This window comes from Oricola indica (assembly GCF_019966595.1).
GTDB lineage: Bacteria > Pseudomonadota > Alphaproteobacteria > Rhizobiales > Rhizobiaceae > Oricola > Oricola indica.
Genome location: NZ_JAINFJ010000003.1, coordinates 302,734 through 324,941, shown reverse-complemented (window position 1 = coordinate 324,941; position 22,208 = coordinate 302,734). Strand labels below are relative to the sequence as shown.

General features: G+C 61.7%; 19 protein-coding genes. 14 read left to right on the top strand and 5 right to left on the bottom strand.

The window, feature by feature from the left end; genetic code table 11:
* The first annotated feature begins 277 nt into the window (after positions 1 to 277).
* From LC343_RS10350 to LC343_RS10305, 10 genes are all read left to right on the top strand, one after another.
* A complete protein-coding gene (locus LC343_RS10350) occupies positions 278 to 1,453 on the top strand; it encodes a substrate-binding domain-containing protein (RefSeq protein WP_223477039.1) in 1,176 nt (391 codons plus the stop codon).
* Between the two features lie 72 nt (positions 1,454 to 1,525).
* On the top strand, positions 1,526 to 3,064 hold the full coding sequence (locus tag LC343_RS10345) for a sugar ABC transporter ATP-binding protein (protein WP_223477038.1): 1,539 nt from the start codon (positions 1,526 to 1,528) through the stop codon (positions 3,062 to 3,064).
* Complete coding sequence (locus LC343_RS10340) at positions 3,061 to 4,017, top strand: ABC transporter permease (RefSeq protein ID WP_223477037.1); 957 nt, start codon at positions 3,061 to 3,063, stop codon at positions 4,015 to 4,017. Before LC343_RS10345 ends, LC343_RS10340 begins: the two co-directional genes overlap by 4 nt.
* A complete protein-coding gene (locus LC343_RS10335) occupies positions 4,014 to 4,982 on the top strand; it encodes an ABC transporter permease (protein WP_223477036.1) in 969 nt (322 codons plus the stop codon). Before LC343_RS10340 ends, LC343_RS10335 begins: the two co-directional genes overlap by 4 nt.
* Positions 4,983 to 5,020: 38 nt before the next feature.
* Positions 5,021 to 6,685, top strand: coding sequence for a GMC family oxidoreductase (locus LC343_RS10330; RefSeq protein WP_223477035.1), 1,665 nt, complete (start codon positions 5,021 to 5,023; stop codon positions 6,683 to 6,685).
* A 1-nt stretch (position 6,686) separates the two neighbouring features.
* Positions 6,687 to 7,100, top strand: coding sequence for a hypothetical protein (locus tag LC343_RS10325; RefSeq protein ID WP_223477034.1), 414 nt, complete (start codon positions 6,687 to 6,689; stop codon positions 7,098 to 7,100).
* Between the two features lie 37 nt (positions 7,101 to 7,137).
* The gene (locus tag LC343_RS10320; protein WP_223477033.1) at positions 7,138 to 7,515 is read left to right on the top strand and encodes a carboxymuconolactone decarboxylase family protein; all 378 of its coding nucleotides are present in this window, start codon (positions 7,138 to 7,140) and stop codon (positions 7,513 to 7,515) included.
* 2 nt (positions 7,516 to 7,517) lie between these two features.
* Entirely contained in the window at positions 7,518 to 8,999 is a 1,482-nt protein-coding gene (locus tag LC343_RS10315) for an aldehyde dehydrogenase (protein ID WP_428982537.1), read from the top strand.
* Positions 9,000 to 9,024: 25 nt separating this feature from the next.
* On the top strand, positions 9,025 to 10,527 hold the full coding sequence (locus tag LC343_RS10310; protein WP_223477032.1) for an aldehyde dehydrogenase family protein: 1,503 nt from the start codon (positions 9,025 to 9,027) through the stop codon (positions 10,525 to 10,527).
* 26 nt (positions 10,528 to 10,553) lie between these two features.
* The gene (locus LC343_RS10305; RefSeq protein ID WP_223477031.1) at positions 10,554 to 11,462 is read left to right on the top strand and encodes an SMP-30/gluconolactonase/LRE family protein; all 909 of its coding nucleotides are present in this window, start codon (positions 10,554 to 10,556) and stop codon (positions 11,460 to 11,462) included.
* Positions 11,463 to 11,842: 380 nt separating this feature from the next.
* Here the strand turns inward: LC343_RS10305 and LC343_RS10295 are convergent, their stop codons facing one another.
* From LC343_RS10295 to LC343_RS10285, 3 genes are read right to left on the bottom strand one after another with little or no spacing between them, the layout of a single operon-like run.
* Positions 11,843 to 12,616, bottom strand: coding sequence for an SDR family NAD(P)-dependent oxidoreductase (locus tag LC343_RS10295; RefSeq protein WP_223477030.1), 774 nt, complete (start codon positions 12,614 to 12,616; stop codon positions 11,843 to 11,845).
* Positions 12,603 to 14,294 carry a thiamine pyrophosphate-binding protein gene (locus LC343_RS10290; RefSeq protein ID WP_223477029.1) on the bottom strand — a complete coding sequence of 564 codons (1,692 nt, stop codon included), beginning with the start codon at positions 14,292 to 14,294 and terminating at the stop codon, positions 12,603 to 12,605. Before LC343_RS10290 ends, LC343_RS10295 begins: the two co-directional genes overlap by 14 nt.
* 27 nt (positions 14,295 to 14,321) lie before the next feature.
* Entirely contained in the window at positions 14,322 to 15,119 is a 798-nt protein-coding gene (locus LC343_RS10285) for a phytanoyl-CoA dioxygenase family protein (protein ID WP_223477028.1), read from the bottom strand.
* Between the two features lie 209 nt (positions 15,120 to 15,328).
* On the opposite strand from LC343_RS10285, the gene LC343_RS10280 reads away from it, so the two are divergent.
* The 4 genes from LC343_RS10280 to LC343_RS10265 all read left to right on the top strand — a co-directional run bounded on the left by LC343_RS10280 (position 15,329) and on the right by LC343_RS10265 (position 19,288).
* Entirely contained in the window at positions 15,329 to 16,282 is a 954-nt protein-coding gene (locus tag LC343_RS10280) for a Bug family tripartite tricarboxylate transporter substrate binding protein (protein ID WP_223477027.1), read from the top strand.
* A 111-nt stretch (positions 16,283 to 16,393) separates the two neighbouring features.
* Entirely contained in the window at positions 16,394 to 16,834 is a 441-nt protein-coding gene (locus LC343_RS10275; protein ID WP_223477280.1) for a tripartite tricarboxylate transporter TctB family protein, read from the top strand.
* 43 nt (positions 16,835 to 16,877) lie between these two features.
* The gene (locus LC343_RS10270) at positions 16,878 to 18,377 is read left to right on the top strand and encodes a tripartite tricarboxylate transporter permease (RefSeq protein ID WP_223477279.1); all 1,500 of its coding nucleotides are present in this window, start codon (positions 16,878 to 16,880) and stop codon (positions 18,375 to 18,377) included.
* Positions 18,374 to 19,288 carry an NAD-dependent epimerase/dehydratase family protein gene (locus LC343_RS10265; protein WP_223477026.1) on the top strand — a complete coding sequence of 305 codons (915 nt, stop codon included), beginning with the start codon at positions 18,374 to 18,376 and terminating at the stop codon, positions 19,286 to 19,288. The genes LC343_RS10270 and LC343_RS10265 overlap by 4 nt, the downstream gene beginning before the upstream one ends.
* An 8-nt stretch (positions 19,289 to 19,296) precedes the next feature.
* On the opposite strand, the gene LC343_RS10260 is transcribed toward LC343_RS10265, so the two are convergent.
* Positions 19,297 to 20,103: an IclR family transcriptional regulator gene (locus tag LC343_RS10260; protein ID WP_223477025.1), complete on the bottom strand. Its 807-nt coding sequence runs from the start codon at positions 20,101 to 20,103 to the stop codon at positions 19,297 to 19,299.
* A 236-nt stretch (positions 20,104 to 20,339) separates the two neighbouring features.
* The gene (gene xsc / locus LC343_RS10255; RefSeq protein ID WP_223477024.1) at positions 20,340 to 22,118 is read right to left on the bottom strand and encodes a sulfoacetaldehyde acetyltransferase; all 1,779 of its coding nucleotides are present in this window, start codon (positions 22,116 to 22,118) and stop codon (positions 20,340 to 20,342) included.
* Positions 22,119 to 22,208 lie beyond the last annotated feature (90 nt).

Below are 22,208 nucleotides of genomic sequence, written 5' to 3'. Positions count from 1 at the left end.
AATTCCTGGCCGCAAACGCCGAAAGAGCGAATGCAATGCCTTTTCCTCGGGAGGCTAAACGCGGTTTTCCGCCGCGACCAGCAGGCGTCGGGTAATACCGGATATTACCGGATTGCAGATTGACCTGATGCGGGTATCGATAGCTATTTTTTGCCTGTGAGGCGTTGCCCAGGCGTCGCTCCACATCTTTGGAGGAATGTCAGAGATCTTCGGATTTTGAGGCGGTCTGACGCTGCCGATATTCATGAGAACCGGATTTCCGGGAGGAGAAAAATCAATGAATTCAATTCGTCATAAGACAAAAGCGGTCTTCGCCGCAGGTATCGCCGGCGTATTGGTCGCGGGAGTGCTGGCAGTGGTTCCGGCGTCTGCACAGGACGCTGGGCGAAAAGGCTATGAGGGCGTTCCGCGGACGTGGCTTTGGAACCCGAACTTCAACGAGATGGTCGATACGGCGAAGTGGAAGAAGGAAGGTCCGTATACCATCGGCTTCTCCAACGCCTCCATATCGAACGCTTGGCGCGTCGCGTTTCAACACGGTATTCTCTGGTCTGCCGGGCAGAATTCCGACCAGATCGAACGCTTCCTGGTAACGGACGCAAATGATGATCCGGCCAAGCAGATTTCCGATATTCAGGACCTGATCAGCCAGGGAGTCGATCTGCTTCTTATCGCACCGGCGACCGAGGAAGCTCTGGACAGCGTCGTGGGTCGTGCGATGCGACAAGGCATCCCCGTGGTGATGGTGGACCGGAAGGTGTCGAGCCCCGAAAATTACATTACCTTCGTGACGGCATCCGACACCGTTGTGGGCCGGATGGAAGCCCAGTGGATGGCCGAGTATTTGAACGGGGAAGGCGACATCGTGATGCTCCCCGGCATCGCCGGCGCCAGCCCGGCCGAAATCCGGATCAAGGCCAACAAGGAGGTCTTTTCGAAGTATCCGGGCATCAACGTTCTGGAAATGCAATATACCGACTGGAACCCGGCGACCGGCAAGGCGACCATGGCCGCCTTGATCCAGAAGTACGGCGACAAGATCGATGGCGTGCTCGCAGACAGCGCTCTGCAGGGATACGGCGCCATCGAAGCCTATCTGGACGCGGGTTACGGCAAGGGCGAAATCCCTCCGATGACCGGTGGCGATGTGGCGCGCATGTACCAACTCGCGCACGAATACGACGTGCCGATGATGGGGATCGACTATCCGACATCAATGGGCATTACCGGTGTCGAAACCGCGCTCGATGTGCTCAACGGCGTGCCGGTGCCGTCCCGTGTCGAGGTCAACATGCAGATTGTCACGTCGCCCGATGCGGAAACAGCCTCCGTCAAGGCCGACCGCTACCTGCTCGATCATGTGAGCATGGATGATCCGGGTGACCTCTCGCCGAGCAACGGTTTGCCCGAGGGATACAATCCCGCGACGTTCGATCCCGAGTATCCGAAGTAAGCAAAATTCGGTCGAATCCTTCCGGCGTTTCGCCGGAAGGACAACCGGGACAATTTTGCGGGAAAGTCGAAAATGGTCGAGCCTGTACTCGAGTTGACTCTGATCGAAAAGATCTATCCGGGCGTCAAGCCGCTGGATCGGGTTAGCTTTGACGTCGTGCCAGGAGAAGTTCATGCGCTTTTGGGCGAGAACGGAGCCGGCAAATCGACGCTCACCAATGTGATCGGTGGTGCGATCAGGCCAAACGGTGGAACTATCAAATATCAGGGCAGGGAAGTGGAATGGCGTAATCCCAGGGAAGCGCGCGACGCTGGAATTCATGTCATTCATCAGGAACTCGCGCTCTTTCCCGAACTGACCGTCGCGGAAAATATTCTCGTCGATCATCAGCCGCGTGGGCGGCTCGGACTGCTGTCAGCGCGGGAGCGGACGAGGCAAGCGAAGACCATCCTCAAGTCTCTTGGCATCAGCATCGATCCGTCTGCCCGCATCGACGAACTTGCCCTGGCGGACCAGCAGATGGTCGAGATCGCCAAGGCGCTCGTCGGCGAGGTCAAGCTACTCATTCTCGACGAGCCGACTGCGGTCATTTCCGGCAAGGAGGTCGATCTGCTTTTCGACCGGATGCGCCATCTCCGCTCGCAGGGAATCGGAATCGTCTATATCTCGCACCGCCTCGAGGAAATCTTCGATATCGCGGATCGTGTGACCGTGTTGAAGGACGGCAAGCTTGTCGGTTCGGCTCCCGTGGAGGAACTCACGAGAAGCCGCATGATCAACATGATGGTCGGCCGCGAGATCACGCAGATTTTTCCGGCGAAGGCGAGCGCCAACACCGAAGCTGCGGAAGGGCCGGTCTTGCGTGTGCGCAATCTGGCGTCGGGAAAGCGGGTTCGCGATGTCAGCCTCGACGTACGCGCCGGCGAGATCGTCGGTCTCGCGGGTATGGTCGGGTCCGGGCGCACCGAGGTCGCCGACGCCATTTTCGGAATCGCACCAATCGATCACGGCAGTATAGAGCTCGACGGCTCGCGCATCGCCGGTCACCGGCCGTCCGTGTCCATTGGGCGCGGCATCGGCTACCTGACCGAGGACAGGAAAGGTTCGGGGCTTTTCCTGGACATGTCCGTGGCGGCGAACATCTTCGCGCCCGCACTGAGCGACGTCAGTAAAGGTATGCTCGTGGACAACGGGCGCGAAAGGGAAATGGCGGAAGGCCAGGTCAAGGCTTTCTCGGTCGCGACCCCGACCGTGTCCACGCGCGTCGGAGCCCTGTCGGGTGGCAATCAGCAAAAGATCCTGTTTTCCCGCTGGACACGCATTGCGGACCGACTGCTAATCCTCGACGAACCGACCCGGGGCGTCGATGTCGGCGCCAAGGTTGAAATCTACCGGATCATCAGGGAACTGGCGGAACGCGGACTGGCGATCTTGATGATCAGTTCGGAGTTGCCCGAGGTCGTGGGTATGTCCGACCGGGTCGTCGTCATGGCGCATGGCGAAGTGACCGGGGAGGTCGCAGGCGACGAGATCACGGAAGACAGCATCATGCATTTCGCCGTCGCCGCGCCCAATAGGGCGAGCGACGCGGAACGGGAGGCGGCAGCATGAGCGCTATAGTCGCGACAATGCGGAGGAATCGTCTGCTTCCCAACTATATGGTCGTCCTGCTCTTGCTGGCGATCATAATCGTGGCGGGCACGCTGATCTCCGATCGCTTTCTCACTGTCCGCAATTTCTCCTTCCTGTTTCAGCAGATGGTCGTTCTCGGTCTTGTCAGCCTTGGCCAGACATTCACCATTCTGATCGGCGGCATTGATCTTTCGATCGGCGCATTGGCCGGAGCCATTACCGTCTTTGTCGCATCCTTCCTGGATTGGCGGCCGGACCTGATATGGGTTGCGGTGCCAGTAGCAATGATGCTCGGCGCGGGGATCGGGGCCATCAACGGCACGTTGTCCGTTTTCCTCCGGGTGCATCCTCTCATCGTCACGCTGGGAATGTCGTCCGTCATTTTCGGACTGACGCTGATGTACCGCAAGCAGCCAGGCGGCTCTGTACCGATCGTGTTCGAGGATATCGCATACAATAACTTCATGGGCATCCCGATAACCGCCTATGCGCTGGTTGCCGCGTTCGCGATCGCGGGGGTCTGGCTGCAACGCACGGGGACGGGACGGATGCTCTATTTCGTCGGCGGCGATGAGGAAGCGGCACGCCTCAATGGCGTTCCGGTCAGGCGCGTGAAGATACTCGCTTATGCGCTCGCCGGTTTTTGCACGTCGCTTGCCGCGTTGTTCCTGGTGGCCAAGACCGGGGTAGGCGATCCGCGCATCGGTCTGCCGTTGACGCTGCAGTCCATCACACCCGTAATCGTGGGCGGCACCATTCTCGCCGGCGGTCGTGGCGGCGTGTTCGGAACGTTTCTGGGCGTCCTTCTGGTTTCGATCCTTAACAACCTTCTGAACTTCGCTGGTGTTTCATCCTACTGGCAGTGGGTTGTTCAAGGCCTGATCATCATTATTGCAGTCGGCATTTACCGGTCCGACAGGAGGGGCGGATGACCGAGGTAGATAACGCCGCGATCAGGCGCGAAGGCATGTCGATGGCCGGCATGTTCGAGAAATACGGGCTGATTGTCTTCCTGGCTCTGCTCCTGATAATTGCCGCGGTCACTTCGCCGGCATTTCTCGGGCCTCAGAATCTCGTAAACGTGTTGACCATCGCGGCTCCCCTGGGGATGGTCGTCATTGGCCAGACTTTTGCAATTCTGGTCCGCGGCCTGGATCTTTCGGTCGCCTCTCTCATGGCTACGGTTGCGGTCCTCGCCACGGCGTTCAAGGCCACCGACGACAGCGTCATTCCTTTGATTTTCGTGGCCGCCATCATCCTCTCGGCCATGGTCGGCTTGCTGAATGGATGGCTGATTGCGAAGCGCGGTGTGAGCCCGTTCCTGGCGACACTTGCCACGATGATCATCTTGCAAGGCGCCCGGTTCGCCTACACCGGCGGCGCGCCCATCTCTACTTTGCCACCGGGGATGGCATGGCTGGCGTCAGGCCGCGTATTCGGAATCCCGGTCAATCTGCTCGCCTTGGGGATCCTTGCCGTATTCGCCGGCGTGTTGTTGCACCGTTCGCGCATCGGGCGTCAGATCTACATGGTCGGCACCAATCCCCGTGCCGCATTCCTGAACGGAACCTCTCCCGAGCGGATCACGATCCTTTGTTACGTTCTCAGTTCGGTTTGCGCCGGGATCGGTGGGCTGTTCCTGCTCGGCTATGTCGGAACTGTCTCGAACTGGGTGGGGCAGGGTTATGAGCTCGACTCCATCGTGGCCGCGGTCATGGGCGGCGTCGCGCTTTCCGGCGGTCGCGGGACGATCGTCGGTGCGCTTCTCGGCGTCGTCGTACTTGTCGTTATCAGCAACCTCGTATTGCTGCTCGGTTTTCCGATCGAGATGCAGGAGGTCATCAAGGGCGTCATCATCATCGGGGCGGCCGCCTTCTATCGTCAGCGGCTGATGTAACCGCCGCCGAAACAAACCTGAACTGGAGGAGACTTTCGATGTCTGTCGAAAAACTGGAGCCGAGACGAAGCCGCCCGCGGCGCGACGAGGAGGTTGACGTCGTCATCGTCGGGGCGGGGCCGTCGGGATCCGTGGCTGCGCTCGAACTGGCGCGGGCCGGTATCTCGGTCGTCGTGCTGGAGCAGGGCGATTGGCCCGACTACGATGATTATACCGGTGCGCGCCCGGAGCACGAGCTGGTGGCGACCAAGCTCTGGCACCCCAATCCGAATGTGCGCGACAATCCGCGCGACTATCCCGTCGATACCTCGACGACCGATATCAATCCGCTCATGTATGCCGGCGTGGGGGGAAGCGCGAACCTCTATGGCGCGCAGTGGATGCATTTCCTCCCGTCCGATTTCAAGGTTCGAAGCATGGATGGCGTGGCCGACGACTGGCCGTTCACCTATGAGGATCTTCTGCCCTTCCAGCTCGAAATCGAACGCCAGGTCGGTGTGTCCGGTCTGTCCGGAGACCCCGCCTATCCACCACGCGGCCCGTATCCGTTTCCCGCCCTGCCGATGGGCAGCGTAGGGCATCGCGGAATCATGGGTCAGGAAGAGATGGGTTGGCACTGGTGGCCCGGGTCCAACGCCATCCCGTCGGAATCGTTCGGTCAGCTCAATCCGTGTGTGCGCAGGGGCACTTGCCTGACCGGCTGTCCCGAAGGGGCGAAATCGACCACCGACCGGTCGCATTGGCCGTTGGCGCTGAAGGCTGGCGCCACTCTTGTAACGAATGCGCGCGTCAGCGAGATCGAGACCGATGCCGACGGCCTTGCCACTGGCGTCGTCTATATCGACGGCAACGGGCGGACTCGGCGCCAGAAGGCCAAGGTCGTCATTCTGTGCGCGAACGGTGTCGGAACACCGCGGCTGCTGCTGATGTCGGGCGGCGAGGACGGTCTCGCCAACTCCTCCGGCCTTGTCGGCAAGCGGCTGATGATGCACCCGTTCGCAAGCGTGCTCGCCTCGTTCGAGGATCCGCTCGACAGCTGGCGGGGGCCGTTTGGCCAGCAGATCTACTCGCTCGAATTCTACGAAACCGACGAGAGCCGGGGATTCCTCCGGGGATCGAAGTGGAACTGCATGCCCTCCGGAGGACCTGTTGGGGTCTCCGGCGCGATCGGGTCGAAGGTTTATGTGTCCGAAGATGGAGATTTCCGCGATTTCTGGGGCAAGAACCTGCATGAAAACGTTGCCCGGCGTTTCGGACATTCGCTGATCTGGGGCATCGTGGGCGAAGACCTGCCAGAGGAAGATAACCAGGTGGTGCTGTCGAAGGATCTCGTCGATAGCGACGGCCTGCCGGCACCCCAGATCAAGTATCAGGTCAACGAAAACTCCAACCGGTTGCTGAACTTCAACATCGAGCGGTGCCTCGAGAGCGTGAATGCGGCCGGCGCGATCGAGACGCTGGTCAGCACGCCGGTCCGGGAAAGCGGTTGGCATCTGATCGGAACCACCGTGATGGGCGACGACCCGCGCAAGTCGGTGGTGGACCAGTGGGGGGCAACCCATGACGTCCCGAATCTCTACGTGATGGATGCATCGACCTTCCCGACATCGGGCGCGACCAATCCGACTGCGACCATCATGGCCGTCGCATTGCGAAACACCCGCCGCATGATTGCCGAGCGGCGCAACCAGAAGGTGGCATGACATGAGTGAGCAACATGGCGATACCTTTCTCGCGCTGGCGGATTTCCTGATCCCGCGACATGGCGACATGCCGGCCTATTCGGAGGTCTGCACCTATGACACTGCGCTGGCCGCACTGGATTTTCGCATCGACCTCAAGGAAGGCTTCGAGCGCGCCGTCGCCGTCGATTTGAAGGATGGCGCCGAAGGCGCGCTTGAGAAGATGGCCGAAGGCGATGCGGAGGCGTTCAACGCGCTCAGCACCGTGGCGGTCTGTACCTACTACATGGACCAGAAGGTTCGCGAACTGATCGGCTATCCCGGCCAGGAAAGCGTCACCTACGATTCCAAAGCGACGCAACCCTACCTCGTGGACGGATCGCTGGCGAAAGTGATCGCCCGCGGCCAGACCTATCGCCCCACCCCGGGGCTTTGAATTTCATCTCCGACACATTGAAAGGAAGACAAACGACATGAGCAAGGAAACCTTCGAGAAGGGCCTCGAAATCCGCAAATCCGTGCTAGGCGCGGAATTCGTCGAGAAGTCGATTGCCAGCGCGGATGATTTCAATCTTCCGCTCCAGGAGCTTGTCACAGAGTATTGCTGGGGCGCCGTTTGGGGCCGGGACACGCTCGACAAGAAGACGCGTTCGATGCTGAACATCGCGATGCTCAGCGCGCTCAATCGCAAGCATGAGCTTACGATGCATGTCAAAGGCGCGATCCGTAACGGCGTCACCAAGGAAGAAATTCGCGAAGTGCTGCTTCAGGTCGTGATCTATGCCGGCGTACCGGCGGGCGTCGACAGCTTCCGCACCGCCAAAGAGGCGCTGGCCGAGTTGGAAGCCTGACCATGCGTGAGCAACTGCCTGTCGAACGTTACGACATGCTTGTCGGGGGCCGGTGGACCGGCTCCCGCACAGAGCGCACCTTCGACAGCCACGATCCCTATACCGGGGAGACGTGGGCGCGTGTCCCGCGTTCTTCGGCCGACGATGTCGCCGACGCGGTGGAAGCCGCCGAGGTGGCTTTTCAGGGTGAGTGGCGGTCGATGACGGCGTCGAAGCGTGGGCTGTTGCTGTGCCGCTTCGCCGATCTGCTGGCCGAGGAAGCCGAAAACCTGGCCAGGCTTGAGACCCGCGACAACGGCAAGCTGATCAGCGAAATGCGGATGCAGCTCAATTACATGCCGCAATGGTTCCGATACTTCGGTGGCTTGGCCGACAAGATCGAGGGCCGGGTCATCCCGATCGATAAGCCCGGCGTGTTCAACTACACGCTGGAAGAGCCGCTTGGCGTGATCGCCGCAATCACGCCGTGGAATTCGCCGCTGATGCTGGCGACATGGAAGCTGGCGCCGGCGCTGGCCGCCGGCAATACGGTGGTCTGGAAACCGTCTGAGTATTCCTCTGTTTCGGCGCTGGCCTTTGGCCGGTTGTTCGAGAAGGCAGGATTTCCCGACGGCGTCGTCAACATCGTCACTGGTTTCGGCCACGAGATCGGCGAGGCGCTGGTCAAGCATCCCAAGGTGGCCAAAGTGGCGTTCACCGGCGGTGACGCGTCCGGCCGCAAGGTCTATGGCGGCGCGGCCGAGGGGCTGAAGAAGGTGACGCTGGAACTCGGCGGCAAGTCGGCCAACATCGTGTTCGCCGACGCGAAGATGGACAGCGCCGTACCAGGCATCGTGTCGGGTATTTTCGCGGCGTCCGGACAGACCTGCATCGCGGGCTCGCGCGCGCTGGTTCAACGCTCCGTCTATGACGAGGTGGTTGAGCGGCTCGTCGGCTTTGCCCGGACGGCGCGGATCGGCGATCCGCTGCTGGAGGACACCCAGGTCGGGCCGATCACGACCGAACCGCAGCGCAAGAAGGTGCTCGACTATATCGACATCGCCAAGTCGGAAGGCGCGACATGCCTGCTCGGCGGCGGCGTTCCGGAGGGCAATGGCTGGTTCGTCCAGCCGACGATCTTCGGCGATGTCAGCCCGCAAATGCGGATCGCCCAGGAAGAGGTCTTCGGGCCGGTACTCTCCATTATCCCGTTCGAGGACGAGGACGATGCGGTGCGCATTGCCAACGACACCATTTTCGGCCTCGCGGCCGGTGTGTGGACGCAGGATGTCGGGCGCGCGTTGCGCCTGCCGAAGCGGCTCGTCGCGGGCACCGTATGGGTGAACATGTACCGCGCCACCAGTCCCCTGTCGCCGTTCGGCGGGATGAAGCAATCGGGCTTCGGCAGGGAAAACGGCCAAACGGCCATTCGCGAATATCTGCAGGAGAAATCGGTCTGGATCGACATGGAAAACTCGATTCCTGCGCCGTTCGTTCAACGCTAGGGCCGTAAGCCCAAGGGAGATAACGATGATAATTCAAGACGTTGCAGCGCCCGGCCAGTCGGGCGACGGGGAGGCTTTTGTCCGCCGCGACCACATGCTGTTCATTGGCGGGAAACAAGTACCGCCGGTGTCCGGGCAGATGCTGGATGTGGAGGACCCGTCCAGCGGCGAAGTCCTGGGCCGCGTCGCGGAAGGCGACAAGGCCGATGTCGATGCCGCGGTCATGGCGGCGCGGCGCGCCTTCGAAGGTCCGTGGAGCGAGATGTCGCCGTCGGAGCGCAGCCGGATCATCTGGCGCCTGGCCGACCTGATCCTGGATCATGCCGGCGAACTGGCGACGATCAACACGCTGGAAAACGGCAAGCCGATCGGCGACAGCCTGAACGGCGAAGTGCCATTCACCGCCGATGTGTTTCGCTACTACGCCGGCTGGGCGACCAAGCTCAACGGCGAGACCATGACGGTTTCTGCGCCCGGCAACTGGCACACCTATACCCGCCGCGAGCCGATTGGCGTCACCGCGCAGATCATTCCCTGGAACTTCCCGCTGGCGATGCTGGCCTGGAAGGTGGCGCCCGCGCTGGCGACAGGGTGCACCATCGTGCTGAAGCCGGCGGAGCAGACGCCCATCGGCGCTCTGCGGCTGGCCGAGCTTGCAATGGAAGCGGGCCTGCCGGAAGGCGTGCTCAACGTTGTGACGGGATATGGCGCGACGGCCGGAGCGGCGCTGTCTGCGCATCCGGGCGTCGACAAGATTGCGTTCACCGGCTCGACGGCGACCGGCCGGGCCATCGCCACGGCGGCCATCGGCAACCTGAAAAAGGTGAGCCTGGAACTCGGCGGCAAGGCACCGACCATCATTCTCCCCGATGCGGATCTGGATATGGCGATTGCCGGCGCGGCGAGCGGTTCCTTTTTCAATGCCGGCCAGAGTTGCGGGGCCGGAACCCGGCTTTACGTCCACCGCGATGTCTATGACCGCGTGGTCGAAGGTGTCGCGGAGCAGGGTGCGGCCATGCAGATGGGCGCGGGTATCGATCCCGCCACGCAACTCGGCCCGGTCGTCTCGAAAAAGCAACAGTCGCGCATCTTCCGCATTCTCGAAGAGGGCAGGGACGACGGCGCGGAGATCGTCTGCGGCGGCTTCGCTCCCAACCGGGAAGGCTATTTCGTCTCGCCGACCATTGTCGGCAATGTGCGTTCCAGCATGGCCGTCATGCGCGAAGAGGTCTTCGGCCCGGTCGTCTGCGCCATTCCCTTCGACGATGATGGTCTCGACGAGGTGGCGCGTGCGGCCAACGATACCGAATACGGCCTCGCCTCGGCGATCTGGACCAACGATCTGAGCAAGGCTCACCGCCTGGCGGCAAAGATCAAGGCCGGGACCGTGTGGGTCAATACGCACAACTTCAACGACGTCACGATGCCGTTCGGCGGCTTCAAGCAGTCGGGATGGGGCCGCGACCTCGGCGCCCAGGCCCTCGATCTCTACACGGAGACGAAGACAGTCGCGATGCGCCTGCCGTAACCGGCAGGTGCGAAAGGGAGGACGGCATGAACTGCTACGAGATCATCGATCCGAGATTCAATTCGCTCATCGACCCGGTGGCGTTTCTCGAAAAGCTCCACGGCGAAAACCGATGGGCGGAAGGGCCGGTCTGGTTCGCGGATTTGCGTTGCCTGATCTGGAGCGACATTCCCAATGACCGAATGCTGAAATGGGAGGAGGAGACCGGCGCGGTTTCCGTTTTCCGTGCCGGAGTGTCCAATCCGAACGGGTCGACGCGCGACCGGGAAGGGCGCCTGGTGACCTGCGAGCAGGGCGGACGGCGTGTTGTCCGCACGGAGCATGATGGCCATGTCACCGTGCTGGCCGACAGTGCCCACGGGGCGAGGCTGAACTCCCCCAATGATGTCGTCGTCAAATCGGACGGATCCATATGGTTCACCGATCCGAACTACGGCATCATCTCCGACTATGTCGGGCGAAAGGCGGCGCAGGAACAAGAGACCTGCAACGTTTACCGGATCGACCCCGACAGCGGCGACGTGACGGTCGTCGCCGACGATTTCGATATGCCGAACGGTCTGGCGTTTTCGCCCGACGAAAGCTTGCTCTACATCGCCGATTCCGGCTGGCTGACGGATCGGAGCGCACCGCATCACATCAGGGCATTCGAGGTTGACGGCGACAAACTTGGCACGTCCTGGGTCCTGGCGGAAATCGCACCCGGAATTCCGGACGGGTTCCGGGTCGATACAGCCGGTAATCTCTGGGTCAGCGCTTGGGACGGCGTTCACTGTCTGACACCCTCGGGCGAACTGATCGGAAAAATCCTGGTTCCCGAAGTTGTCGCAAACGTCACTTTTGGCGGCGCGCGCAACAACAGGTTGTTCATAACGGCGACGACCGGGATCTATTCGGTGTTTTTGAACACGACCGGCCTGCCATATCCGTCCTGATCGGCGCTGCCCATCCTGCCTGGCCTTCCAATGGCCAGAGAGCCGCCATTGAACCAGAACCTTCCCCGCTTAGGCCGTTTATGCGGATTCTGAGCCCTTCACGCCGCCAAATGCGCTTCACGTGCTTGAGACGGACAGACCAGCCGTCCTGCTCAAGCAGCCAGTGGATGCGCCTTTAGCCATAGCGCCCGAACCAGTTCGCCCTCTTAGTCCGCGCGGGTCTTCGATGCGGGTCATTTCGCGACGGAACGGAACGACGTCGGGATCGGTTTGCTAAACTGCTTTCCGGCATCCTGAGGACCCAACACGGCGCATCCTCTGCGGAAGCAGCTTACTGCACGTTTCCGGCCTTTGGGCGGAACCTTACGGGCGGCCAGCCGTCAGATGACCATCGCTTGCCCGCCATTCAGGTCGAGAGAAGCGCCGTTGACGAAACCGGCTTCCTCGGATGCGAGATAGGCGATCGCCGCGGCGACATCCTCCACGCGACCGTGGCGGCGGACCGGAATGCTCTCCAGAACGCGCGCGCGCTCCTCTGCGCTTTGCCTTTCGGCGAGCAACCGCTCGACGCGCTCCGTAATGATCGCACCGGGACACAGCGTGTTGCAGGTTATGCCGTGCGGCCCGAATTCCTGGGCGATCTGCAGCGTGAAGGCCTGCATCGCGCCTTTGGAGGCGCTGTAGTTCGCTCCGGCGAACAGGCTGCCGAAGCGGCCCGCCTTCGACCCCATATTGATGATGCGTCCATATCCCGCCTCGATCATGTGCGGAAGAACAGCCCGCGTCGTGCGCACGCATGCGGACACGTTTACGTCCATGACCCGCGCCCAGTCCTCGTCGCTCTGTTCGAGGAAATGGAAGGGCGTGTGCAGCGAACCGCCGATATTGTTCACCAGCACGTCGATCCTGCCGTTGCGGTCGGCCATCCGCGCGACGGCGTCAACGACAGCATCGCCATCCGTCATGTCCACCACCTCGGCGGTTACCGGAAGTCCGGCGGCGGCGACTTCGCCCGAAAGGTCGTCGAGCTTCGCCGTGTCGCGGTCCCAGACCGTGACCTTCGCGCCCTCGAGCGCGAGCCGGAGGGCCACGCCGCGGCCAACGCCGCTTGCAGCGGCGGTGACCAGGGCGGTTTGGTTCTTAAAGCGGTTCATTGTCGACCGCCGGATGGTGGCTGGCATCGGGATCGACCTTCACGTCGACGACGACGGGTCCGCCCATCTTGTGCGCCTCATCGAGTGCATCACGGATTTCGTCGGGATGGTAGACGGCCAGTCCCTTGCCGCCCATGCCCTCGGCAACCTTGACGAAGTCCACTTCGTTGAAATCGACCGCGAGACGCTTGTCGCCCAGATTGTCGCGAACCATGCCGAGGCCGGAATTGTTCGAGACCAGAAACACCACGTCCAGGTTCTGCTGGACGCAGGTGGGGATCACCTGAACCGTCATCATGAAACCACCGTCGCCGGCAAGGCAGGTAACGCGCTTTTCGGGCAGGGCGAGCTTCGCCGCCGCCGCGGCCGGTCCGCCCCAGCCCATCGCGCCGGTACCGCCGGGCACAAGGAGCTGGCCGGGATAGGGCATTCTGAGCCCGAACGTCGCCCAGATCCGGTTCGACCCGGCGTCGAGCGCCAGAAGGTCGTCCGGCCCGAGAAAGGATTGCAGGCCGCGCACGACATCGGAGTGATGTACCGTGCCCTGTGCTGACGGCAGGTCGGGCAGATCGAAATAGCCGTTGCGTTTCTTCCCGTCGGTCAGCGCTCCTACGCGTGTTTCGCGCCTTGCTCCCGACAGGCCCTGTTCGGCCAGCATCGCAACGACGTCGCTCGCGTCGCCTGTGATGGCGAGATCGACAGGATAGACCCAACCCGCATTGCGTGGATCGATATCCACCTGCACCAGCGTCTGGTCGCCGGGTCGGATCAATCCTTCCTCGCGGAATCGCGTGTAGTCCGGCCCCATCGAGGCGCCCAGCATGACCACGAGGTCGGCTTGAGCGACCGCGCGGTTGGCTGCGCGGTGTCCCCAGGTTCCCATCATGCCGACACAGATGTCGGAGTTTTCGGATATTACGCCCTTGGCGTTGTAGCTCGTGGCGATGCCGACGCCGGCCGCTTCGGCCAGTTCCTGCAATGCCGCGCCGCAACCTGACGAAAGCACGCCGTTGCCCGCGATGATCAGCGGACGCTCGGCCTTGTCGATCATCTCGGCCAACCGCGAAACGGCGCCGGTATCGGGCCGCGACGGCGTGTATGCGTAATATCCCTGCGACGGATAGAGCTTCGGTTTCGAGGTCTCCGGCATTTCGGCACGGATGATCGGTGTCTTCATGACCACTGCGGCCGGCCCCTGTCGGGGCAGGACCGCGTGTTTGACCGCCATCTGTGTGCCGTAGACGGCTTCCTCGGGCGTCGTCGCATAGGTGCAGTATTTCGTGATTGGCTTTAGCGAAGCCATCGCGTCTGCGCCGCCGTAATCTCCGGTCATCGTCTGGTAGACGCCCATCTGACCGTAGCCGTCATAGTCCGAGGTCTCTGTCAGGACGACCATGGGCGACCCCGAGAAGTGCGCCTCGAGTATTCCTATGCCGCCGATCGTCGTAACCCAGGGACCTTGTCCCATCAGAACCGCCGGCCTGCCGGTCAGGCGGCCGGTGACCTGCGCCATGATGGAAGCGATCCACTCGTTGCGGGTCAGAACCACATCGAAATCGGCCTTGGCGTCGTGGAATGCGGGCAGGGACCATGTGATGCCCAGGCCCGGCAGCGTAAAGGCGCGGTTGACGCCGGACTCGACCAGAGTCCGGACCACAGCTTCATTTGTCTTTGTCATTGCTGTTCTTTTTCCTTGCGATGGGCCTCAGCCCTTGCCGACGCTGAAGTCGTTGCCGGCGCGATCCTGTCCGCGAACCAGCCAGATCGGGCGCTTCGTGTAGTTCATGTTGGGCGAGTTCTCTCGGGCGTAGACGGTCGCCGGATGATCGTCCGACCGGTCGTAGAGCGAGGTCGCCGGCATGTAGCGAATCGCATAGTCGGCACGCCGCTTGGTCGAGCGGTTATGTGCCGAACCGTGTACGGTGTAGACATCGTGCAGCGAAATCTGGCCGGGGGCGAGAATGCAGTCGGCAGCCTTGGAATCGTCCACTTCCGCCATGCGCTGGCCCAGTGCCATGTCGTCGCGGATGTCGATCTCGTGCAACTCCAGCGAGCGCGATTTGTGCGAGCCCGGAATGTACTGCATGCAGCCGTTTTCAAGGTCGGATCCGTCTATGGCCACGCGCACGGTCACCGTTTCCAGCGGCTCGATCGGCCAGTAGCGTCCGTCCTGATGCCACGGCACGGCCTTGCCGTCTCCGGCCGGTTTGGCGAACAGCATCGAACCCCAGAGGATGATGTCCGGTCCGATAACCTGCTCGACCATATCGAGGATATCGGGGTGCTGGCAGAATTCGAGGAAGTCGACATTCCCCATCAGCTGCGCGGATTGTCCCCAGGGGTTGTGCGGCCCTGAAAGCTGTTCCGGACGGACATTCGGATGATCGTGGATCAGTTTGTCCACGGCACCCCGCAGATTGTCCAGCACATCAGTGGGAAGGCGGTAGTCCGCCATCACGAGTCCGTCCTCGTGATAAGTGTCAAGTTCCTGTTGGTTCAGCATCAGATTTTCCTCCCAAGTCGGGCGCGGAAAACGCGTCCTGATATCCAGCGTTACGACTTTTGGAATTCAATTTCAAATTTTTTTGAAATTATGTTTTGAAAAAATCCGATTCCGCCTTAACGTCAGGTGGAAGCAAGAAGGAGCGGAGCCAACCGCCCCGGCAGCGGCCACGAAAACAGGCCGGCAGACGACCAAAGGGAGGAAATGAAATGAAGACTGTTTTGACTACGCTCGCGGCGCTTGTTGCCGCCGTCGGTACGGGCCTGTCCGCGCATGCGGCGGATTTCCCGGCGAAACCTGTGACCATTATCGTGCCTTTCGCCGCCGGCGGTGGTACCGACATCACCACACGCACCCTTGCCGAGCCGATGGCCGCGGCGCTGGGAGGCGAGATCGTCGTGAAGAACACGGCCGGCGCGGGCGGCACCATCGGAGCCGCGGAAACGGCCCGCGCGCGGCCGGACGGATATACGGTCGGCATGATGCCTGTCGGCCCGATGACCACCCAGCCGCATTTGCGCGAACTGCCCTATAATCCCGACAGTTTCGACTATATCTGCCTCGCCTATACAGCGCCGTCGTCGCTGGTCGTGCGCAAGGATTCGCCCTTCGAGGACCTTCAGGACATGATCGCTTACGCGAAGGAGCATCCGGGCGAACTGAACTATGGCGTCCAGGCGGTCGGTTCCATTCCGCATGTTGCGGGTCTCGGACTTGCCGAGGCGACGGGCGCTGAATTCACTTTCATTCCCTACAAGGGAAGCGCGCCGACCTTTAAGGCGATGCTGGATGGATCGGTGGACATGTTCGTCGCCCATATTTCGTTCCTGACGCAGAATGGCGATCAGGTGCGCTCGTTGGCGATGTTCAGTTCCGAGCGTGTCGATGGCGCCGAGGATCTTCCGACATCCGGTGATCAGGGCGTTCCGATGGACTTCCCGATCTGGGGCGGAATCGTTGCGCCGAAGGGCATTCCGGACGAGGCCCGTGCAGCGCTCGAATCGGCCTGCGAAGAGGGTATTCATTCGGACGCGTTCACCGAGCGCATGAAAACGCTTCGCCAACCGGTTGCCTTCATGGGCAGCGAGGAATTCGAGGCGTTCGTTCGTTCGGAATTCGACAAGAACGAAAAACTCCTCGTTGGTGCCGGTCTCGGCAAGTAAAACGTTTCGGGCCAACCGGCGGGTGCGTCTCTGAGGCAGCATCCGCCGGTTGAGTCGGGGACCTTTCCTGGGACGAGGCGAGACGTGCAAAAAAGCGGCTTATCGGTGGCGATGTTCACGGCGGCGGGGATTCTCTTCGCCGGGATTTTTCTTGTCTGGCATACTTTCGATCCGGCGTATGAGACATCGTTCATGACTGCTGGGCGAGGACCTGTCTTCTATCCACGGATCATCCTGTGGGCGGTATTGCTGTTGTCGATCATCGTGCTCGTTCAGGCACGCGCCGAAAGCCGCGACGAGGAGGAGCCCGGCCCTTATGGCTGGACGATCGCGGCGCTCGTGGCGACAGGGCTCTACACGCTGGCGATAACGCGTATCGGCTTCGTCATTTCGACATTGGCTTTCACCGTGGTGCTTCCCTGGATCATGGGTTACCGGCGCGTGCCGATCATACTGGGGCTGGCTGTCATCTACACCTTCGCTGTTTGGTACGTATTCGAGGAAGTCTTCCTGATCATCCTGCCGTCATCACCGTGGTTCGATACTTTCTGAACATGGAAAAGAAACGCTTCTGCCGCGACCGGAGATCTGATTGATGGAACTGTTCGCGCAAGGTCTCGGCCACGTCCTGACCCTGGCCACATTTTTTGCGATGCTCGCCGGGACCGTGCTCGGCGTGATGGTCGGCGTGTTGCCCGGCCTGGGCTCGGTTATCGGTATCACGATGGTTTTGCCCTTCACCTATTCCATGGATCAGATACCCGCCCTGGCGTTGATGCTCGGCATCTATTGCGGCTCGGTTTATGGCGGTTCGATCACCGCCATAGCCATCAACACGCCGGGAACACCGCAGGCGGCCGCGACGGCTCTGGACGGGTTTCCCATGGCGCAACGCGGAGAGGCCGATTTGGCGATCGGCTGGGCGACCGCGGCCTCGACCATTGGCGGTCTCTTTTCCGTTGCTGTACTCATCCTCGCCGCGCCGCAATTGGCGGCCTTTTCGCTGAATTTCACCGCCATCGAGTTCTTCGCGCTCGGCGTCTTTGCGCTGATCTGTATCGCGAATGTTTCGCGCGGCGCCATGGCGAAAGGACTTCTGACCGGGGCGATCGGATTGTTTCTGGCGACGGTCGGCGCGGACCACGTGACCGGCGACATGCGGTTCACCTTCGGCAGCTTCGAGATGAGCGCCGGTATCTCTTTGATCCCGGCCATTGTCGGTGTGTTTGCGCTTTCCGAGGTCTTCACGCGTGTCGCGGATAACCACAAACCGAAGCCACAGGTCGTTCACAATGTGGGCTTTCGGCTGCCGCCTCTCGCGGAATGGAAGCCACGTCTTGGGACGCTTCTGAAATCCTGCATGATCGGTTCTTTCGTCGGTGCCTTGCCTGGCACCGGCGCGACCACGTCAGCATTCATCAGCTACTCCGAGGCGAGGCGCAGTTCTCGCTTCCGCGAGAATTTTGGCAAGGGTGAGCCGTCCGGCATCATCGCGGCGGAGAGTGCGAACAACGCCGTGACGGGTTCGGCCATGGTGCCGACGCTTGCACTCGGTATTCCGGGCGATCCGGTCACCGCCGTGATGCTCGGTACCTTCATCGTCCACGGTCTGACGCCGGGCCCGCAGCTCTTCCTGCATCATCTCGACCTCGTCTACGCGATTTTCGCCATCCTGGTCGTGGTCAACATCATGATGTTCTTCTGCGGCGCATTGGGCGCGCAACTGTTCACGCGGGCGTTGCGCATTCCCGAACCGCTGCTGATGACCATGGTCGTGGTGATCGCCATCGTCGGCGCCTACGGCGTGCGCGGCAATCCGCTCGATCTGGTGATCGCGTTTCTCGGTGGAGTAGGGGGCTTCCTGCTCAGGCGCGGAGGTTTTCCGCTTGCGCCGCTGGTAATCGGCATGGTGCTGAGCGAGACGATCGAGAACTCCCTGCGGCAAGGGCTGCTTCTGACCCGCGGCAGCTTTCTCGCCTTTTTCGAACGGCCCATCGCGCTCGGATTGTTCCTGCTCACAGCCACAATGGTGCTTTGGCCGATCCTGCGATGGCTGAAGGAACGTCACCGCGCATCACGGGAGAACCCTCAATGACCGGCCCTGTTCTTCTCACGGGATCCAACGGGTTTCTGGGTGCATGGATCATTGCCCGGCTTGTCGCCGCCGGCCATGATGTTGTCGCCACGGATATCGACCGCGACTTCAGCCGCCTGAAAGCGCTGCTACCCGATCCGCCGATGGACCGCATGGCATGGCGCAGTTGCGACGTGACAGACGGGGGCGCTGTCGAGGCGATCGTGTCGGAAACCGGCCCCTCCGCCATCATTCACCTCGCCGCACTGCAGATACCCCAGTGCCGGGGCAATCCGGTCCTCGGCGCGAAGGTCAACATCATCGGCCACCTGAATATAATGGAGGCGGCGCGCATTCAAGGCGTGCGGCGCGTCATCTATACGAGCTCGATCGCCGCCAAACCGCGTGGCGAGGCTAATGCGCCGGCCAATCTCTACGGCGTCTACAAAAAAACGGACGAGGAGATCGCGCGCCTCTACTGGGAGGATCATGGTGTTCCGAGCCTCGGTCTGCGGCCGCATATCGTCTATGGCGTGGGTCGGGATCAGGGCGAAACCTCGGCGATCACGACGGCGATCCGCGCCGCCGCGTCGGGCGAAGCTTACGAGATGCCATTCCGGACGGAGAGCTGCTTTCAATATGCCGGCGACGTCGCCGAGATGTTTGTTCGGGCCGCTGCGTCCGACTGGGAGGGTGCGCTGTTGTCCGACCTGACGTCTCGGGTTGAGACCACGTCGGATATCCTCTCCGCGATTACGAGCGTCGTTCCGGATGCGCGCATCACATTGGCCGATGATAGCCGGCTGTCGCCCGTGGCGGGGTTCGAGACGGAGCCATTACAGCGGATCATCGGCCCGCTGCCCGATACCTCGCTGGAGAAGGGGGTCGCCGAAACCGTCGAAATCTTCCGGCGAAACGCTCTCGCCGGCTGACGTCCACGTTACATCACCGCGCGTGCGGCGTGTTCGATCTGCCGTGCGACGGCAAGGAGGCGCGGACCCAGATCGACCTCGAGGCGCTCGCGCGTGATGATCGAGCGAAGGCCACCGACATTGACGGCATAGACAGGGTAGCCGGCCGCGTTCTTGATGGCGACGCCGGCCGAATTGGATTCGGTGATCCAGTCGCCTTCCGCGATGGCGAAGCCCCGCGCCGTGGCGTCCTCTATCGCGGTCTGGAGTTTCCGTTCGATTTCCGGCCATTCGTCCCCGAAATCGTGAGCCATACGTTCCAGAAGCGCCGCGCGATCATCCTCCGGCAGTGCCGCCAGATAAGACCGCCCCATCCCCGTCTTCGCCATCGGAATGCGAGAGCCGATACCCAGCCGGATCGTCATCGAAACCGGTGAGCGGCAGGCCTGGATATAGACCAGTTCGGTCCCGCTCGGCATGCCAAGAAAAACCGACCCGTCGGCATATTCGGCCAGTTCCTGCATGAACGGTCGCGCGATGTCCCCGATTTCCATCTGCGCCAGCACGTCATAGCCGAGCGACAGAACGGCCGGCCCGAGCGAATAACGCCCGATATCGTCGTCATAGGTGAGGTAGCCGAGTTCCGTCAGCGTGAAAGTCAGGCGCGACACCGTCGCCTTCGGCAAATCGACGCGTTTCGCGATTTCCGCATTGCCGATGGGGCGGTTGTCGGGTCCGAATGCCTTCAGCACCGAGAGGCCGCGTGCCAGTGAGGTGTTGAAGCGATAATCCTTGTCGCCGTCTGCCAGGTCCTGCTCGGTTTTGCGTCTTGCCACGTGTGTTTCCCGGTCTTTTCGCAGCGATACTAATAACAAAACGCTGTAGCTTCATCTGTTTTGTGGATTTGCCACAAATGCGGGGCGGACAACTCCGCCAAGCCGGGCGTGTCTAGCCTTTCGGGAGCAAGGGAGCAATCTGTCGGCGGAACGGGAAGAGCGGAAACACAGGCGAAACGACAAGCGTCCGGCGGAACTCCCGCCGGACGCCGTTCTGCTGCGGGTCGGTGCCGGGATCAGGCTGTCTGATCGGCCATGTCCGCCGGGTCGATGCCGGCCACGACGACGGGCTTCTTCATCGCGTCGCGGCGGAACGGTTCACCCAGCTCCTGGTTGATCATCGCTTCGATCAGCGTGGTCACGCCATTGTTCATCTGGTCTTCGATTGCCGTCGCCAGCGCCGCGGTCAGTTCGTCCATCGTCCGCGCGACGACGCCCTTGAGGCCGCATGCATTGGCAATCCCGGCATAGCTGACGTCCTCGTCGAGCTCGGTGCCGACAAAATTGTCATCGAACCAAAGCGTCGAGTTCCGTTTTTCCGCACCCCACTGGTAATTGCGGAAAACGATCTGCGTGATCGCCGGCCATTCGCCGCGGCCGATTGCGGTCAGTTCGTTGACCGCGATGCCGAAGGCCCCGTCGCCCGAGAAGCCGACTACCGGTACATCCGGACAGCCGATCTTCGCGCCGACGATGGCCGGCAGGCCGTAGCCGCAGGGGCCGAACAGGCCCGGAGCGAGATATTTCCGGCCCGTTTCGAAGCTCGGATAGGCGTTGCCGATGGCGCAGTTGTTGCCGATGTCGGAGGATATGATGGCATCCTTGGGCAATGCTGTCTGGATAGCGCGCCAGGCCATGCGCGGGCTCATCCATTCCGGCTTGTCGGCGCGGGCGCGTTCGTTCCAGGTCGTGCCGGGATCGTCATCCTCGTGGTTCATGCTGGAAAGCTGCTGCGCCCAGCGGCTCTTTGTCATCGCGATATGCGCCTTGCGCTCGTCGCGGCCCACGTCGCCCGCATTGTCCGCCAGCCTTGCGAGGATGCCATTCGCGACCTTCGCCGCGTCGCCGACAATCCCGACGCTGACCTTCTTGGTCAGGCCGATACGGTCGGGATTGATATCCACCTGGATGATCTCCGCGTCTGCGGGCCAGTATTCGAGCCCGTATCCGGGCAGGGTCGAGAACGGATTGAGCCGGGTGCCGAGGCAGAGCACGACGTCGGCCTCCCTGATCAGTTCCATCGCGGCCTTGGAGCCGTTGTAGCCAAGCGGTCCGGCGAAAAGCGGATGCGAGCCTGGGAAGGCGTCATTGTGCTGATAGCCGACACAGACCGGCGCATCGAGGCGTTCGGCGAGCGCCTTCGAAGCATCGATGCCGCCTTTCGAAAGCACGACGCCTGCGCCGTTCAGGATGACCGGGTTCCTGGCCTTCGACAGCAGCGCCGCCGCCTGCTCGACCGAGTTCTCTCCGCCGGAGCTGCGTTCGAACTCGAGCGGGGCCGGGATGTCGATATCCACGATCTGGGTCCAGAAATCGCGGGGAATGTTCAATTGCGCCGGCGCCGAGAGTGCCTTTGCCTTGGAAATGACCCTGGCCAGCACCTCTGCCACGCGGGTCGGGTCGCGCACTTCTTCCTGGTAGGCCACCATGTCCTCGAACAGCTTCATCTGTTCGACTTCCTGGAATCCGCCCTGGCCTATCGTCTTGTTGGCGGCCTGGGGCGTGACCAGCAGCAACGGGGTGTGGTTCCAATAGGCGGTCTTCACGGCCGTCACGAAGTTGGTGATGCCGGGTCCGTTCTGGGCGATCATCATCGACATCTTGCCGGTTGCGCGCGTGTATCCGTCGGCCATCATGCCGGCGCTGCCTTCATGCGCACAGTCCCAGAAGGTGATGCCGGCTTTCGGGAAAAGATCGGAAATCGGCATCATGGCCGAACCGATGATCCCGAAGGCATGCCGGATCCCGGCCTTCTGGAGTGTTTTTACGAATGCTTCTTCCGTGGTCATTTTCATTGTTTCGTATTCCCCGTCTTTGAGATGTGTAGCTCTGGGCGGCGGCTCCGTCGCCAGGCGGTCTCACCGATGTCGGCATGACGCGCCGTG